The sequence below is a fragment of the Pseudosulfitobacter sp. DSM 107133 genome, from assembly GCF_022788695.1.
Taxonomy (GTDB): Bacteria; Pseudomonadota; Alphaproteobacteria; order Rhodobacterales; family Rhodobacteraceae; genus Pseudosulfitobacter.
On the sequence record NZ_CP085156.1, the window covers coordinates 229,414 to 246,683 of the forward strand.

Genomic DNA, 17,270 nt, shown 5'->3' on the forward strand with positions numbered 1-17,270 from the left:
CCTTTATCGGCCAAAAAACTTTTTTCGTTTGTGTACGAACGAATTTTGGCGCAGCATCTGCTCTGAAATTATGCAGAATGGAGCATTGAGATGACCGATCTTGCCTTTGACCCCATCCTTCAGGGCCAGCCTGCGGGATTCGAAATACCCGCCGCCTGTTTCGGGCTGACCGTCACCCAGGTGCAACATTACACCGACCGCCTTTTCCGCTTTCGCGTGACCCGCCCCGCCACGTTCCGTTTCCGCTCGGGCGAGTTTGTGATGATCGGCCTGCCCAACGCCGACCGGCCTGTCATGCGTGCCTATTCCATTGCGTCGCCCGCATGGGACGACACGCTGGAATTCTACTCGATCAAGGTGCCCGACGGCCCGCTGACCGAGCATTTGCAAAACATTCAGGTGGGCGACACTGTATTAATGCGCAAGAAACCCACCGGCACGCTGGTGCTTGATGCGCTGACCCCCGGCAAACGGCTGTGGATGCTGTCCACTGGCACCGGAATCGCGCCATTTGCATCGCTGATTCGCGATCCCGAGACCTACGAGCGCTTTGACGAGGTGATTCTCTGCCACGGCTGCCGCGAGGTGGCCGAACTGGCCTATGGCGACGAAATCACCAATGCCACGCTGAACGATCCGCTGGTGGGCGAAGCCGCACAGGGCCGCCTGCGCCTGTTCAACACCGCCACCCGCGAGGCTTACAAGGTGCAGGGCCGTATCACCGACATGATCCGGTCGGGCACTATATATACGGCCCTCGACGTGCCCCCGATCACCCCCGCCGACGACCGCGTGATGATCTGCGGTTCGATGGAGATGCTGGCCGATTGCCGCGCCATCTGTCTGGAACACGGACTGGAAGAAGGCGCCAACAACCGCCCCGCTGAATTCGTGGTCGAAAAGGCGTTTGTAGACTGATCCATGACCGAAATCCGCGCAAAACTGTTGACACACAAACGGGTGTCGTGCGTTCGTATACAAACGAATTGCACATCCGACCCGATCCGCCCGATTGCCAAGCCCCCGGAGCCCGCACCGTGACCGAGACAACCCGCAAACGCCCCCAGACCGCCAAGCCGGAAAAGATCCGCTGCGATGCCTGTCCGGTCATGTGCTACATCGCCGACGGCCGCTCGGGCGCCTGCGACCGCTATGCAAACGAGGGCGGCGAGCTGGTGCGCCTTGACCCGTTGACCATTCTGGAAAACCGCGAAGACACGCCGCTGGTGCCCTTTCTTGACCGCGAATGGGATGGCGATCTGGTGTCGGGCGAAGATACGTTCATCACCGCTGTCGGGTCGGGCACCACCTATCCCGACTACAAACCCGCCCCCTTTATCGTCGCCTCGAAATCCGCAGGCGTCGACATGATCACTGTCGTCACCGAAGGCATCTTTTCCTATTGCGGGGCCAAGGTGAAAATCGACACCGACCGCCACCTTGGCAGCGAATGCGCCCCCGTGCGTGCCGAGGGCGAGGTGATCGGCCATGTCACAACATCCGAATACGGATCGCAAATGCTGTCGCTGGGCGGGGTCAACCATCTGACCGGCGGCTCCAAGAAAGAGGGGCGCGCGACCTGTGCAGCACTTCTGGCGCTGTGCAACGGTGAACAGGTCGCGCTGACCATCGACAACGGCGCCGATCTGGAAATCACTGCCGGACAGGCCCCCATCGTCAACGGAACGCCCGAGCAACGCATGCGCGTCGGCTGCGGTTCGGCCACCGTGGGCATGTTCGCGGCACAATGGCAGGGGCTGGTCGACGAGGTTGTGGTCGTCGACGATCACATCACCGGCGTCATGTCCGAACATCAGGCGGGCAAGGTCATCGGCTGGGAACCCTCCGGCATCAAGATCAAAGGCCGCCGCTCGACCCCCGGACGCTATTTTCAGGTGGCCGAACCGGGCACCGGCTGGGGCGGCACCGACCTGACCGATCCGCTGGACATTCTGGACACCTGGAAACCCGATCAGGCGCGGGCCGGTCAATCCCTGCTGATGGTCTCGACCACCGGCGAGAACGCCGCCTATTACGAGCTGAACGACGATCTGGTGCCGGTGCAAAAGGACATGCCCGCGCGGCTGTTGCCCTCGGTGCAGCGGATCGAGGAAAACTGCGAACCCTCGCTGACTTCGGTGCTGTTCATGGCCGGTGCGGGCGGTTCACTGCGTTCGGGCGTCACCGAAAACCCCGTCTCGCTGACCCGCTCGGTGCAATCGCGCCTGACCCGCGTCACCTCGGGCGGCGCGCCGGTGTTCATCTGGCCGGGCGGGGGCATCACCTTTATGGCAGACGTCACGCAAATGCCGAAAAACGCCTTTGGCTATGTGCCCACGCCTGCGCTGGTGGCACCCATCGAATTTACCATGACAGCCGCCGATTACGCCGCCCTTGGCGGCCACATGGACTATGTCATGCCGCTCGAAGACGCCCTGCGCGGGCAGAAGGGGCGGCAGAACGATCACCGCCTGTCCGGCCAACGCTCCGAAGCGCGCAAAACCGGCGCGCCGTGGCCAGTCGGGTCAGACACCTCAAAGGGCAAATCATGAGCTGGCAGGAATCCCCAACGGCGCATCTGTCGCCCGACGGCAGCCTGCGGCTGATCCACGGGCCGATTGACCTGATCGTCACGGCCCACGGCCCCGCACCGGCGGTGCGCGCCGCCTATCTGCGCGCCTCGGATGCTTTCAAACCCGTGCTGAGCAATCTGGTATCGGAACTGTCGCGCTTGCGCCAATGCGACGGACCTGCCCCCACCGGCGGGATTGCCCGCAAGATGCATCAGGCCACGCGCCCCTTTGCGCCCACGTTCATCACCCCGATGGCCGCCGTGGCCGGCGCCGTGGCAGATCACATCCTGACCGCCCTGCTGGCCCAGAACCACAGCCTGACCCGCGCCCATGTCAACAACGGCGGCGACATCGCCCTGTGGACCGCGAACCAGCCCCTGCGCCTTGCCATTTGCGAGGACCCCACCACCGCCGCCCCCGGCGCACAGGCCGAAATCGGGCCGCGCGACGGCATCGGCGGCGTGGCCACATCGGGCTGGCGGGGCCGGTCGCATTCGCTGGGCATTGCCGATGCGGTGACCGTGCTGGCCGCCACTGCGGCGCAGGCCGACGCTGCCGCCACGCTGATCGCCAACGCCATCGACCTGCCCGACCACCCCGCCATCACCCGCGCCCCCGCCAACAGCCTGTCACCCGACAGCGATCTGGGCGCACGGCGGGTCACCACCGATGTGGCCCCGCTGTCGGCCCATGACCTGCGCACCGCTCTTGACCGTGGCGTGTTGCGGGCCAGAACCTATGCCGCGCGTGGCCTGATTGTCGGCGCATGTCTTGCCTGTCAGGGTGAAAGACGCATGATCGGCACAACCATTTCCGCCCGCCCCCTGCGGGACCAGTCACAGCCCAAGGACCTTATCCATGCCTGAACCCGTCATCCGCAAAACGGCGCTCCTGACCGAGACCATCTATCACGAGGGCGGCCCCGCCCCCGCAAAACCCCAGCGCCGCGCCGCCTGCATGACCGTCATCGCCAACCCCTTTGCCGGACGCTATGTCGAAGATATTCAGGGCTTTATGGAAGACCTGAAGCCTTTGGGCGCAGAAATGGCACAACAACTGATCGACGCCCTTGGCGGTGATCCCGCTGCGATCCAGGGCTATGGCAAGGGCGCCATCGTCGGCACCAACGGCGAACTGGAACACGGCGCGCTGTGGCATGTGCCCGGCGGCTATGCCATGCGCGACACCATTGCCGACAGCATGGCCATCGTGCCCTCGACCAAGAAAATCGGCAGCCCCGGCACCCGGCTTGATGTGCCGATCACCCACAGCAACGCTTCCTATGTGCGCAGCCATTTCGACGCGATGGAGGTCGGCCTGCCCGACGGTCCCAAGGCCGACGAAATCCTGTTGGTGCTGGTGATGAGCACGGGGCCGCGCATTCACGCCCGCGTCGGCGGTCTGGCCGCCGAGGACGTCAAGGGCGAGGACGGCTTGCGGTGAACCTGCGCCGGATCATAACGCTGGTCGAAGAGACACGCACCGAAATGGGCCAACCCGTTTCGCCCCCCGCACGGCGCGCGCTGGCGGCGGCGGTGATCGTGAACCCCTATGCGGGCCGCTATGTCGCGGATCTGGCAGAGCTGTTCGAAACAGGTGCCGAACTGGGCACCCTGCTGGGAGCCGAGGCGCTGACCGCACTGGGCTGTGCGGCAGGCGATGTTCAGGGATACGGCAAAGCCGCCCTTGTCGGCGAAGACGGCGAACTGGAACATGCCGCGGCCCTTTTGCACCCGACACTGGGCGCGCCGCTGCGTGACGTGCTGGGTGGTGGCAAGGCGCTGGTGCCCTCGTCCAAGGCGATGGGCGCTCCGGGCACCGTGATCGACGTGCCGCTGGGCCACAAGGACGCCGCCTATGTGCGCAGCCACTTTGACGGGATGCGGCTGCAATTGCCTGACGCCCCGCGTCGTGGTGAAATCGTCGTGGCCGTGGCGCTGCAACTGGGCGGGCGGCCCAATCCGCGCGTTGGAGGGCTACGGCACTCAGAAGTCACCGGCGCAGACGGGCTGCGCTAGAACACACCCAAGGAGGTCAACATGTCGAATTTCATCCGCAACGCCTGGTACGTCGCTGCATGGTCGACCGAGATCGACGACACCCTGCGCCGCTTTACCATCCTTGGCGATCACGTCGTCATGTACCGCAAATCCGACGGCGGTGTCGTGGCACTCGAAGACCGCTGCCCCCACCGTCTGCTGCCCCTGTCCAAGGGCAAGCGCGTGGGCGACAACGTGCAATGCGGCTATCACGGGCTGACCTTCGACTGTTCCGGTGCCTGCGTGCGGGTGCCGGGCCAGACCAACCTGCCCAAATCCGCCTATGTCGAGGCCTTCCCGACCGAAGAACGCCACGGCATCGTCTGGATCTGGATGGGCGACCCGGCCCGCGCCGACACCTCGAAAGTGTTCGACATGCCCGAATTCACCGATCCCGCCTGGAAGGTCCACCACGGCGATGCGCTGCACCTGAAATCGAACTATCTGAACGTGGCCGAAAACCTGGTTGATCCGGCCCACGTCAGCTTTGTCCACCCCACCACGCTGGGCAATGCCGCATCCGAAAACGTCCCCGTGCATGTGCAGACCGAAGGCGAGGCAATCCTCGCATGGCGCTGGATTCGCGACGCCGAACCCATCGGCTTTTTCAAGGCATTCGGCGGCTTCACCGGCCACGTCGACCGCTGGCACTATTATTACCTTTACACCCCCTGCACCGCCGTGATCGACTTTGGCTCGGCCCCCACCAAGGACGCCATTGCCGAGGACGAGCGCGACAAGGGGGTGCGCATCTTTGCCCTGCACTTTATCACACCGGTGACAGAAACCTATTCGATCGACCGCTGGATGCACATCCGCAACACCGCGCTTGACGATCCCGATGCCGAAGAGACCATGGACAAAATGTTCCGCGTCGCCTTTCAGGAAGACAAGGCAATCCTTGAAGCCGTGCAAGAGGAAGAAAACCGCCCCGCCAAACGCCGCCCGATCCGCATTGCCATCGACAAGGGGCCGCTTGTGTATCGCAAGCGCATCAATGACCTGATCGAACTCGAACGCACCGAAGATCTGGCAAGCGACCCCTCGCCTGCCTTTGTCTACCACGACTAACCGGCACCAGACCGGATATAACGGCAGCAACGACTGCCACCAACAGACCGGCAGCACTCTGCCACCAATAGGAGAGACACCGATGACCCTCACGCGACGCACCCTGCTCGCCGCCGCCACCGCCCTGACGCTGGCCCCCGGCTTTATGTCTGGGGCCGCACTGGCCCAGGACACGATCAAGATCGGCGAGATCAACCATTACAAACGTCTGGCCGCCTTTGCCGAGCCCTATAAAAAGGGGATCGAACTGGGCCTCAAGGAAATCAACGACGCAGGCGGTGTGCTGGGCAAACCGCTCGAATTCATCTACCGCGACGATCAGGGCGACCCCGCCGAAGCGGTCAAGATCGCAGAAGAGCTGATGACCCGCGACGGCGCGGTGATGCTGACCGGTTCGATCCTGTCGCACGTCGGTCTGGCGCTGTCGTCCTTTGCTGCCGAAAAGGGGTATCTCTACCTTGCCGCCGAGCCGCTGGCCGACAGCCTCGTGTGGGGCTCGGGCAACCCCAACACCTTCCGCCTGCGCGCCTCGACATGGATTCAGGCCGCAATGCTGGCCGAAGAAGCCGCCAAGACCGATGCGATCCGCTATGCCACCATCGCGCCCAACTATGCCTATGGTCAGGACGCCGTCGCCGCCTTCAAGGAGAACCTGAAACGGCTCAAGCCCGAGGTTGAATTCGTTGCCGAACAATGGCCCGCCCTGTTCAAGATCGACGCCGGCGCCGAGGTGCAGGCCATCGAGCGCGCCAAACCCGACGCGATCTATAACGTAACCTTCGGCACCGACCTTGCCAAATTCGTGCGCGAAGGCGGCGACCGTGGCCTGTTCGACGGCCGCCCCGTCTATGGCCTGCTGTCCGGTGAGCCCGAGTATCTGGAACCGCTGGGCGATGAAGCACCCGAAGGCTGGTTCGTCACCGGCTATCCCTGGTACGGCTTTGAAGACGGCACGCCGGAAAAAGCCTTTGTCGACGCCTATATCGCCGAAACCGGTGAAACGCCCAAAATCGGCTCGCTGGTCGGTTACCTCGACGTGATTTCCATCGCCGCTGCCATCGAAAAGGCCGGAGCCACCGACACCGCCTCGCTGATTGCCGCCTTCGAAGGGCTGGAAATCCCCGACACGCCCATCGGCACGCTCAGCTACCGCGAAATCGACAACCAGTCGAACATGGGTGCCTATGTCGGCACCATCGCGATGCAGGACGGCAAGGGTGTGATGGTTGACTGGACCTATAAATCGCCCGACGGCTACATGCCTTCGGACGAAGAAATCAAGGCGATGCGCCCGGCCGAATAAGCCAGTCGCGACAGGCAGGTGGGTGCAACGCCCGCCTGCCAAACCCCTTCCTGACATGACACACCGCTTGGCGGTGCCCGCCCAAGGATACTCTTCCGCATGGCCTTTTTCTTTGCCCAGCTTCTGACCGGCCTCGCCAATGCCTCGTCGCTGTTCCTCGTGGCCTCGGGCCTGTCGCTGATATTCGGCGTTACCCGCATCGTGAACTTTGCCCACGGGTCGTTCTATATGCTGGGGGCCTTTGTCGGGGTCACCCTGATGCAGGTGCTGCCCGGCACTATCGGCTTTTGGGGGGCGATCCTGCTGACCGGCCTTGTGGTAGGGGCCATCGGGGCCTTTGTCGAAATGGTGGTGCTGCGCCCGATCTACCGCGCCCCCGAACTGTTCCAGCTGGTTGCCACCTTTGGCGTGATCCTTGTGATTCAGGACCTTGCCCTGATGATCTGGGGGGCCGAAGACCGCATGGGCCCGCGTGCCCCCGGCCTGCGCGGCGTCTGGCGCATCTTTGGCGAACCGGTGCCCAAATACGATCTGGTGATCATCGCCATCACCCCGCTGATCCTCTTCGCCCTGTGGTATCTCATCACCAAGACACGGGTGGGCGTGCTGGTGCGCGCCGCCACCCAGGACCGCGAGATGGTCGGCGCGCTTGGCGTCAATCAGGCGTGGCTGTTCACCGGCGTCTTTGCCCTTGGCTCGGCGCTGGCCGGCTGGGGCGGCGCGCTGCAACTGCCCAAGGGCGGGGCCGATCTGTTGATGGATTTCAACATCATCGGCGCGGCCTTTGTGGTTGTCGTCATCGGCGGCATGGGGTCCCTGCCCGGTGCCTTTATCGCCGCTGTGCTGATCTCGGTGCTGAACGTCTTTGGCGTCACCTACCTGCCGCAATCCACGCTGGTGCTGATGTTTGTCGTCATGGCCGTTGTCCTGATCATCCGCCCCTATGGCCTGCTGGGCCGCGAGGAAGTCGCGGGGGAACACGGACAGGTCGGCGCACCCGAAACCCCGATCCGCCCCTATGGCACCACCGCTCAGATGCTGGTCGCCGCCCTGCTGCTGGCACTGGCCGCCCTGCCCCTCTTTGCCGACCGCTTCCTGTTGATCCTGCTGATCGACATGGTGGTCTTTGCGCTGTTTGCCGCCTCGCTGCACTTTATCCTTGGCACCGGCGGCATGGTCAGCTTTGGCCACGCGGCGTTCTTTGGCGGCGGGGCCTATGCGGCGGCGCTGCTGGTCTATCACCTCGACACCCCGATGGAGATCGCCTTCCTGTTTGCCCCCCTTGTCGCCGGTCTGCTGGCGCTTGGGATCGGCTGGTTCTGTATCCGCCTCAGCGGGGTCTACTTTGCCATGCTTACGCTGGCCTTTTCGCAACTTGTCTGGTCGATGGCCTATCAATGGCGCGACCTGACGCGCGGCGATGACGGGCTGGTCAACATCTGGCCGGCAAGCTGGCTGGGCGACACCATCCCGTTCTATTACTTCACGCTGGCCTTTGGAGTCGGCGGCATCCTTGTGCTGCGCCACATCATCCATTCGCCGTTCGGCTATGCCCTGCGCGCCGGCCGCGACAGCCCCCGTCAGGCCGAGGCGATGGGGATCAACGTCAAACGGGTGCAGCATGTGGCCTTTGGTCTTGCCGGCGTCATGGCGGGGCTTGCGGGCGGCATCTTCGTCTTCTCCAAAGGCTCGGTGTTCCCGACCGAACTGGAAATCGGTGCCTCTTTCGATGCGCTCATCGTGGTCTTCCTTGGCGGGGTCAAAACCCTCGCCGGTGGCGTCGTCGGCGCGGGTTTCATGACGCTGGTCGAAGACTGGCTGACCCGTCTTGAATACTGGCGTCTGGTGCTGGGCCTTGTCATCATTGCGGTGGTCATCATCGCGCCCGAAGGCATCGTCGGCACCCTGCGCAGCACATGGAACAAATTCCGCGGCACCAACGAAGAGGCCGTCAAATGACCGAGATCCTGCGCGTCGAAAACCTGAAGAAAAGCTATGACGGCTTTCTGGCCGTCAATGGCGTGTCCTTTGCGGTGCAACAGGGCGAGCTCAAGGCCCTGATCGGTCCCAACGGGGCCGGCAAATCCACCTGTTTCAACATGCTGATGGGCCAGCTGAAACCCACCGCCGGTCAGGTGTTTCTGGACGGTGAAAACGTCACCGGCCAGCGCCCCCGCGACATCTGGCGCAAGGGGGTTGGCCGCACATTCCAGATCACCGGCACCTACCAGTCGATGAGCGTGATCGAAAACGTGCAGATGGCGCTGATCAGCCACCACCGCAAACTGTTCTCGATGCTGCCCCGCGCGTGGAAGCTGTACCGCGAAGAGGCCTTCGAGTTTCTGCAAACCGTGTCGATGGCCGATCAGGCCGACCGGCCCTGCTCGGTTCTGGCCTACGGCGACCTCAAGCGGCTGGAACTGGCGATTGCCCTGACCCACCGCCCCCGCCTGTTGCTGATGGACGAACCCACCGCCGGCATGGCCCCTTCGGCGCGGATCGAACTGATGCAGCTGGTGGCCGATATCGTCCGCGATCAGGGCGTGTCCGTCCTGTTCACCGAACACGACATGGACGTGGTCTTTGCCCACGCGCATCACATCATGGTGCTGAACCGGGGCGAACTGATTGCCGACGGTAGCGCCGCCGAAGTCCGTGAAAACCCGCAGGTCCAGGAGGTCTATCTGGGCGGCGGCACACTCTTCAAGGAGGCACAGGATGCTTAACGTCGACGGCATTCACAGCTATTACGGCAAGGCCCATATCCTGAACGGCCTGTCCTTCCAGATCGGGCGCGGCGAGGTCGTGGCGTTGCTGGGCCGCAACGGTGCCGGCAAATCCACCACCATGAAATCGGTCATGCAACTGGTGCGCCCCCGCACCGGCCGCGTGATGTTTCAGGATGCCGACCTTGTCGGCGCACCTGCCTTTCGCGTCGCGAAATCCGGCATCGGATACGTCCCCGAAGACCGCCGCATCTTCACCGACCTGACGGTGATGGAAAACCTCGAAGTGGGCCGCCAACCACGCCGCGACGGCGCACCAACGTGGACGGTGGACCAGCTGTTCGACATCTTCCCCAACCTCGCCGAACGCCGCGGCAACCGTGGCAAGCACATGTCGGGCGGCGAACAGCAAATGCTGACCATTGCGCGCACGCTGATGGGCAACCCGTTGCTGTTGCTGCTCGATGAACCCTCCGAAGGCATCGCGCCGGTGATCGTCGAAGAGATGGCCAACACCATCCTCAAGCTGAAAGCCGAAGGGCTGACGGTAATGATTTCCGAACAGAACCTGCACTTTGCCCGCGCCGTGGCCGACCGTGCCATCATCATCGAAGGCGGCGAAAAGAAGTTTGACGGCAGCTTTGCCGAGCTTGAAGCCCGCCCCGAAATCCGCGACGCCTACCTGTCGGTCTGATTCGGCGGACAACTCCGCCTTGTTCTGACCGCCAGGCGTCCCAAAACGGCTGTCGCCCGTTTGCACACTGCCGGCATCCCCTTGGCGTGTGCCTGTTGCCTGGCTCGCAACAACTATTCAACTGATAGTTGAAATAGGTTTTTGCCGCGACACCACTCTCTTCCCATTTTCGACCTATTGGCAAAAAACTATTTTCAGACAGGCCGTATAGCGCCCTACTTTTCTGATGCGCCATCTTATTGAAAGTATGAACAAATTTTTGACGGGTCACGGCATCTTAACGTCAATGACAAAGCCGTCGCGTCGTTGTTTAACAATTTCTTCATACAAACGCCACAATTCCGCTACCCTTTAAGTTGTTCAGTAAGAAATCTAGTAACCTTTAAGGGGTAGAAAAATGCCTAGTTCATCAATTCAAGTGTTTGCGTACAACGGTACATTGCTCGGAACCGACCTGATCAATGACGATCCGAACATTCTGCTGGGGTCTTTTTCGAGCGGGCAGACCGAAGTTTTTGCCGACAATGACGGCACCCTCGAAACTTCCGACGACGGAATCAGCACATTTGATGGCTTCCCCGTCACCTTTATCGGGTCAGGAACCGCTACTCCGGGGGTCATCCTGGGCGGCGTCCTTGTCCCGCTCGGCGCCTCTGCCGAGATCATCGTGTTTGAAGCAAACAACCAAATCTACTTCCACTACCCCAACGGCCTTCCCAGCCTTGTAGGAGCCGTTGCCCTCGCGGTCGACATCGACCCTGTCGCAGCCGAAGTCTTCCCCAATCCCTATATCGGAACCGGGATCGACGACACGTTCACCGGCGATGACTTCAATAACGTCATGGACGGTGCCGGTGGCAATGACACCATTGCAGGTGGCAACGGCAATGACACCATCGACGGTGGCCTTGGCAATGACGAACTGAGCGGCAATGACGGCGACGACCTGATGAACGGAAACGAAGGCAACGACACGCTCTATGGTGGCCTCAATCAGGATACTTTGAACGGCGGCGACAATCAGGACAGCTTGTTCGGTGAAGCTGGCAACGACGTGCTGAACGGCAACAACGGCGACGATAGCCTTGACGGCGGCAGCGGCAATGACACCCTCAACGGGGGTGCTGATAATGACACGCTGACCGGGTCCGCAGGCAACGACTCGCTTATCGGTGGCGATGGCAATGACACTCTCTTTGGCGGTGACGATGATGATACCCTGTGGGGTGGAACCGGTGACGACCAGTTGAACGGTGACAGCGGCAGCGACACCCTCAACGGCGGCAGCGGCAGCGACACCCTGAACGGTGGCGGCGAAAATGACGCTCTGGCGGGCGGCACAGGCAATGATGTGCTGTACGGCAACAGTGGCAATGACACCCTCGACGGCGGTGGCGACAATGACGCGCTGAACGGCGGTGCAGGTGCAGACCTGCTCAAAGGCGGTACCGGCAATGACAGCCTCTATGGCGGCAGCAGTCAGGACACGCTGCAAGGCGGTGACGACGACGACCTGCTCTTTGGGCACAACGGGGATGACACCCTGGATGGGGGCAATGGCAACGACACCCTCCATGGTGGCGGCGAAAATGACGATCTGAACGGCGACGCGGGCAACGACACCCTCTACGGCAACAAAGGGGATGACTCTCTGGACGGCGGCGACGATCAGGACATGTTGTTCGGTGGCACCGGCAAGGACCTTCTGGAAGGGGGCAACGGCAATGACACCCTCGACGGCGGTGGCAATCAAGACACCTTGTTCGGCGGCGCCGGTGACGACTTGCTCAAAGGCGGCTTCGGGAATGACTCCCTCAATGGTGGCGACGATGACGACACCTTGCTTGGCAGCGCAGGCAGCGACACGCTGGACGGCGGCAGCGGCAATGACAATCTGACCGGCGGCACCGCGGCCGATATCCTGACCGGCGGCGATGGCGCGGATGTGTTCCACTTCAACTTCAAATCGGAAAGCACAACCGCTAGCCAGGACACGATCACCGATTTCGAGACCGGCGATCTGATCAACCTGTCGAACATCGACGCAATCCACAATATTGCGGGCAACGACGCGTTCACCTTTATTGGCACCTCTGCCTTCAGTGCCGCAGGCCAGGTGCGCTTTGAAACCGACGGCACAGACGGCTTTGTGCTCGCGGATGTGAACAACGATGGCGTCGCCGACGTGAGCATTAGGCTTCTGGGCGTCACCTCGATGACCTTGGACGATTTCATTCTCTGATTGCCCCCAGATTTCTCGAACACGGCGCGTCCCCACATGGGGGCGCGCCATTTTTTTGGCCAGTACCCCGCCCCGCACGTCAGCGTTTTGGCACAGGCAGGTCATTACCCGCGCAGGCGCGCGCAGTGCCACCGCATTGCAACAATCGGCACCTCGCGCGATTAATCTTGTCCCGGTGGCTGTATCCACGGACAATTTAGTGCAAAAGATTCAGCCTAAGACCTGAATCCAAGGAGAGCCCGTTGAGCGACACCACACAGCCCCGCACCAGTGCAGACCACGGCTATGTGCTGGACGCGCAGATCGGCTTTCTGCTGCGCAAGGCCTATCAACGCAATTCGACCATCTTTCTTGATCTGGTGCCGGGCAAGCTGACCACCACCCAGTTTTCAATCATGCACCGGCTGGCCGAAGACGGACCAATGTCGCAAAACCTGCTGGGCCGCTCGGTTGCCATGGACGGTGCCACCACCAAGGGCGTGGTTGACCGGCTGATCGCGCGCGAACTTCTGGTCACCCGCCGCGACCCGAAGGATCGCCGCAGGCACCTTGTTTCCCTGACGCCCAAAGGTGTCGCCCTGATCAACGAAGCGGTCGAGGCCGCCATCCGCGTCACCGAGGAAACCCTCGCCCCCCTGCGCGAACGCGAGAAGGAAACGCTGCTGCGGCTGCTGGCCAAGATCAGTTGATCGCGGCGGTTTTCTCCTCATAGAAACCGGGTTAGCGCCGCCACTGTCTGCCCTATCTTACGTCCGATAATCAGCCCCTCCCGCTAGGCCGGCAAACTCGCCCGCATCACGTCCTCCAGCCCCGTGTCCCTGAAATCGGGAAGCACCGCCTTGAAACGTTCCCCCGACAGCGCATGGTCTGTTTCCCACAGATACCGCATTTCACCCAGCTCGCGTGCCAGCTCCCAAAACGGGCCCGTGACCTTGAACACCCACCACGGAAACTTGCTGTATTTCAGGTTGCGCCCGGTGATGCGTTCCAGCTCGGCCTTGATATCCGCCGCAGACAGCGTGTGACCCGGAAACGGAATATCCTCGAACTGCCCCAATTCATGCCGTTTCTCTGCCAACTCCACACAGGCGCGACCCCAATCCGGCAAATAGCACATCGCCTGACGGGTCGTCTTTGGGCCGGGCAATGTCACCTTGTCATGTTTGATATCGCGCAAGTAGATCTCTGACATGATGCACCCCTGCCGTTCAGGGTCGACAAAATTACCCGCCCGCAAGATGATCGTCTGCACACCGCTTTCGGCATAGGCACGCTCCATCTCCAGCCGGATCTGTCCCTTGCGGCTGACAGGGTTCGGCGTGGTGTGTTCCGACCAAAGCCCCCCCTTGCTGCCAAAATGGTAGACATTGCCGGGCAAGATGATGGTCGCACCACTGTGACGCGCAGCCGCAAGAACCTGTTTGGTGATCTTGGGAATGATCTCTTCCCAATTGTGATAGTTCGGCGGGTTCAGCCCGTTCACGATCACATCGCAGCCTGTTGCGGCCTGTGTCATGTCGTCTTTCTTGCGATCAAACTGACGCACCTCCCAGCCCGCCTTTTTGAAAGCTTCCGTGCTGTGGCGCCCGATCCTGCCGCTGCCACCCAATATCAATACTGTCTTGGTCATGTTGTGCTCCATTGTTCCTGCCCACAATATCGACGCTGCAAATTTGTTTTTGAATTGCGGAAATTCAAAGGTCTGCTATTCATTTATGGATGACAGGCACACGCAACTCCCTCGACTGGACCTATATCCGCGCCTTTCTGGCGGTTGCTGAAACGGGGTCACTTACCGCCGCCGCGCAGCAGCTTGGGCAAAGCCAGCCAACACTGGGCCGCCACATCAAGGCCGCCGAGGCCGCGGTGGGCGCCGAGCTTTTCCTGCGCACGCCAAACGGGCTGCAACTGACCGACATCGGCCGGATGATGCTGGAACCCGCGCGCGACATGGCAGGGGCTTCGGCGCGTCTGGAAACTCTGGCGGCCGGCCGCGACACGCGCCTGTCCGGCACGGTCAGGCTCACGGCCAGCGTTGTGGTGTCCAACGAGACCCTGCCGCAAATCATCGCCGATCTGCGCATCGCAGAACCTGACATCGAAATCGAACTTGTCCCCTCGGACACCACCGAAAACCTGATATTCCGTGAGGCTGACATCGCCATCAGGATGTTCCGCCCGACGCAGCTCGACATTGTCACCCGCAAAATCGCGGACCGACCCATGGCGCTTTATGCAACGCCCGGGCTGCTGGCGCGATACGGCCAGCCGGACAGCCTTGAACAGTTGCAAGCCCTGCCCTTTGTCGGCTTTGACCGGTCGGATCTGATCCTGCGATATTTTCGCGAAACAGGGTTCGACGTCACGCGAAACTTCTTTGGCGTCCGCTGCGACGATCAGGCGACGTTCTGGAAACTGGTCTGCGCGGGCTGTGGCGTGGGCGCGATGCAGACCGTCATTGGCGATGCAGAGCCCAAGGTGTCAAGGCTCGACTTCCAGTCCGAACTGCCAGCCCTCTCGATCTGGCTGGCCGCGCACCAGGCGCTGTACCAAAGCCCCCGCATCAAACGGGTCTGGGACTTTCTGGCCGAGCGTCTGGTCTAGTCAACCGGGTCTGGCTCTGGCAGCCAAACCCTGAACTCGGCCCCGCCATCGTCACAGTTGCGCACCGAAATCAGCCCCCCGGCCCGCTGGATCAACGTCTGCGAGATCGACAGCCCCAGCCCGGTGCCCTCGCCGCGTTTGGTGGTAAAAAACGGATCGAACACCGACCCCAACTGCGCCTCTGGCACCCCCGGCCCGCTGTCGCGCACGCACAGTGCCACACCGCCGCGCGGGTCGGGCGCCAGCTCCAGATCCAGCCGCCCGCCGTCGCCCATGGCCTGCACCGCGTTGACCACCAGATTGACAATCACCTGTTGCACCTCGCCTGTGTCCACCCGTACCAGCGGCACCGGTTCAAACCGGCAGGTCACCGCAATGTGGTGCTGCGTGATCAGATGATCGACCAGCACCAGACAGTCCTGCACCACCGGTGCCAGATCAATCTCATGCTGATGATCGGCAAATTCCGACGGCCCGGCAAATTTCAACAGCTTGCCTACGATGGCCTCAATCCGCGACACCTGTTTGTCGATCAACGCCAGCTCGGTCTGCACCGGCGCGGCCCCGTCACCCAGCGTCTGGCGGATCACATCGACATTGCCCAGAATGACCGCCACGGGGTTGTTGATCTCATGCGCCACCCCCGCCGTGATTTCCCCGATCGAGGCCAGCTTCTCGCTCATCACCAACTGGCGAAAGGTCTGCTCAAGCTTGGCATTGGCTTCGCGCAACTCGGCGGTGCGCTGCTCAACCCGCTGGTTCAGCTCTTCGTTCCAGGCCCGCAGACGCTGGTCGCGGTCCTGCACCTGCTCCAGCAACCCGTCCAGATGCTGCGCCACCGCGCCAATCTCGCCGCGCGCGCCGACCGGCCCGATCCGCGCGGTCAGATCGCCCTGCCCCACACGGCTCATCACCTGCGTCATCCGTTCCAGCGGCGCAAAAATCCCCCGCGCCATCCACAAGAACACCGGCGCCGACAGTATCAGCACCGCGACAAACGCCGCCAGCATCCACCAGAACGCCTCGCGTTTGGCCAGATTGAACGGCGCTTCCAGAAAGCCCACATAGAGCATCCCGACACGGTCCCCGAAACTGTCCGTGATCGGCAAATAGCCCGAGATATACCAGTCATTCACCACAAAGGCGCGGTCCAGCCAGGTCCGCCCCGCGCCCAGAACCCCCGCGCGCACCTCGGCCGAAACGCGGGTGCCAAGCGCGCGCACATCCTCGAACAAACGCACATTGGTCGAAATCCGCACATCGTCCAGAAACAGCGTCGCCGTGCCCTGACGTTCTCCCACCGCCCCCGCCTGCGCATAGACAAGGTCGTTGATCGTGTCGATGAACCCCAAATTCCGGTTCAGCAAAATCCCCCCCACCAGCACGCCCTGATGCCCGTTCAGCATCACCGGGCTGGCCGCGTGGATGACCATGCCCCGATCCTCGACCGCGCGGGTCGTCGGCACCGCGGCCGGCGTCGCAATCAGCGGAATCTGCGCGACGCTGGCCAGCTCGGGCGACAGGGCGGCCAGGGTGTCACTGGCCATAATATCAATCTGCGCGCCCCCCTGCCCGCTGGCCGCCTGCGCAATCACCGGCCAGACCGCGCCGGCAACTTCGGCCTGCTCGACCGGCAGATAATACAGAAAGTTCAGCCCCAACCGTGCCCGCGTATCCTTGAGATAGGCGGCCAGATCAGCATCGGGCCGCTCCAGCCAGGCGTTGAACTCCACCGACTCTGTCACCGCGTTCAACTCATTCCCGGTCTTGTCCAGCAACCGCGACAGATACTGGCTGGCAATCTTCAGATCACTCTCGACATTGGCAATCAGCACCTTGTCGTAATCCGCCGTCCACCGCGTCATCCCGATCAGCAGCAACAGCGGCATCAGCACGATCAGCGGCGCAAGGGCAAGGATCAAAAGACGCAGGCGAACAGATGTCATCGGTGAATTCCCAAAGGGTGCCCGCAGCCTAGCCTGCCGCGCGCAACAGGTGAAGCATTACCCCTGCCCCCC

The 17,270-nt window shown here is 62.3% G+C and carries 15 protein-coding genes; 13 read left to right on the top strand and 2 right to left on the bottom strand.

Features of this window, described 5'->3' with window-relative positions; translation table 11 throughout:
- Nucleotides 1–90: 90 nt before the first annotated feature.
- The 12 genes from DSM107133_RS21095 (at nucleotide 91) to DSM107133_RS21150 (ending at nucleotide 13,337) form a co-directional block, all read left to right on the top strand.
- Nucleotides 91–918 (top strand): ferredoxin--NADP reductase, encoded by an 828-nt coding sequence (locus DSM107133_RS21095; RefSeq protein ID WP_114295352.1) that lies wholly within the window; start codon nucleotides 91–93, stop codon nucleotides 916–918.
- Nucleotides 919–1,109: 191 nt separating this feature from the next.
- Complete coding sequence (locus DSM107133_RS21100) at nucleotides 1,110–2,552, top strand: 6-hydroxynicotinate reductase (protein ID WP_240310700.1); 1,443 nt, start codon at nucleotides 1,110–1,112, stop codon at nucleotides 2,550–2,552.
- On the top strand, nucleotides 2,549–3,439 hold the full coding sequence (locus DSM107133_RS21105) for a UPF0280 family protein (RefSeq protein WP_114295350.1): 891 nt from the start codon (nucleotides 2,549–2,551) through the stop codon (nucleotides 3,437–3,439). The genes DSM107133_RS21100 and DSM107133_RS21105 overlap by 4 nt, the downstream gene beginning before the upstream one ends.
- A complete protein-coding gene (locus tag DSM107133_RS21110) occupies nucleotides 3,432–4,016 on the top strand; it encodes an amino acid synthesis family protein (RefSeq protein ID WP_114295349.1) in 585 nt (194 codons plus the stop codon). The genes DSM107133_RS21105 and DSM107133_RS21110 overlap by 8 nt, the downstream gene beginning before the upstream one ends.
- Nucleotides 4,013–4,591: an amino acid synthesis family protein gene (locus DSM107133_RS21115; RefSeq protein WP_114295348.1), complete on the top strand. Its 579-nt coding sequence runs from the start codon at nucleotides 4,013–4,015 to the stop codon at nucleotides 4,589–4,591. The genes DSM107133_RS21110 and DSM107133_RS21115 overlap by 4 nt, the downstream gene beginning before the upstream one ends.
- Nucleotides 4,592–4,612: 21 nt before the next feature.
- Nucleotides 4,613–5,683 (top strand): aromatic ring-hydroxylating dioxygenase subunit alpha, encoded by a 1,071-nt coding sequence (locus DSM107133_RS21120; protein WP_114295347.1) that lies wholly within the window; start codon nucleotides 4,613–4,615, stop codon nucleotides 5,681–5,683.
- Nucleotides 5,684–5,765: 82 nt separating this feature from the next.
- Nucleotides 5,766–6,986, top strand: a complete 1,221-nt coding sequence (locus DSM107133_RS21125; RefSeq protein WP_114295346.1) for an ABC transporter substrate-binding protein — start codon at nucleotides 5,766–5,768, stop codon at nucleotides 6,984–6,986.
- 99 nt (nucleotides 6,987–7,085) lie between these two features.
- Nucleotides 7,086–8,945 (top strand): ABC transporter permease, encoded by a 1,860-nt coding sequence (locus DSM107133_RS21130; protein WP_114295345.1) that lies wholly within the window; start codon nucleotides 7,086–7,088, stop codon nucleotides 8,943–8,945.
- Nucleotides 8,942–9,712: an ABC transporter ATP-binding protein gene (locus DSM107133_RS21135; protein WP_114295344.1), complete on the top strand. Its 771-nt coding sequence runs from the start codon at nucleotides 8,942–8,944 to the stop codon at nucleotides 9,710–9,712. The genes DSM107133_RS21130 and DSM107133_RS21135 overlap by 4 nt, the downstream gene beginning before the upstream one ends.
- Nucleotides 9,705–10,406, top strand: a complete 702-nt coding sequence (locus DSM107133_RS21140; RefSeq protein ID WP_114295343.1) for an ABC transporter ATP-binding protein — start codon at nucleotides 9,705–9,707, stop codon at nucleotides 10,404–10,406. Before DSM107133_RS21135 ends, DSM107133_RS21140 begins: the two co-directional genes overlap by 8 nt.
- A 397-nt stretch (nucleotides 10,407–10,803) precedes the next feature.
- Nucleotides 10,804–12,648, top strand: a complete 1,845-nt coding sequence (locus DSM107133_RS21145) for a calcium-binding protein (protein WP_162792161.1) — start codon at nucleotides 10,804–10,806, stop codon at nucleotides 12,646–12,648.
- A gap of 242 nt (nucleotides 12,649–12,890) precedes the next feature.
- Entirely contained in the window at nucleotides 12,891–13,337 is a 447-nt protein-coding gene (locus DSM107133_RS21150) for a MarR family transcriptional regulator (protein ID WP_114295342.1), read from the top strand.
- An 83-nt stretch (nucleotides 13,338–13,420) separates the two neighbouring features.
- Here DSM107133_RS21150 and DSM107133_RS21155 read toward each other — a convergent pair whose 3' ends face one another.
- A complete protein-coding gene (locus DSM107133_RS21155) occupies nucleotides 13,421–14,278 on the bottom strand; it encodes an NAD-dependent epimerase/dehydratase family protein (protein ID WP_114295586.1) in 858 nt (285 codons plus the stop codon).
- Between the two features lie 89 nt (nucleotides 14,279–14,367).
- Between DSM107133_RS21155 and DSM107133_RS21160 the strand changes: the two genes are divergently transcribed.
- Nucleotides 14,368–15,252 carry a LysR family transcriptional regulator gene (locus DSM107133_RS21160; RefSeq protein ID WP_114295341.1) on the top strand — a complete coding sequence of 295 codons (885 nt, stop codon included), beginning with the start codon at nucleotides 14,368–14,370 and terminating at the stop codon, nucleotides 15,250–15,252.
- On the opposite strand, the gene DSM107133_RS21165 is transcribed toward DSM107133_RS21160, so the two are convergent.
- Nucleotides 15,249–17,198, bottom strand: a complete 1,950-nt coding sequence (locus DSM107133_RS21165; RefSeq protein WP_114295340.1) for a cache domain-containing protein — start codon at nucleotides 17,196–17,198, stop codon at nucleotides 15,249–15,251. The two genes, DSM107133_RS21160 and DSM107133_RS21165, sit on opposite strands and share 4 nt — an antisense overlap.
- Between the last annotated feature and the right edge of the window lie 72 nt (nucleotides 17,199–17,270).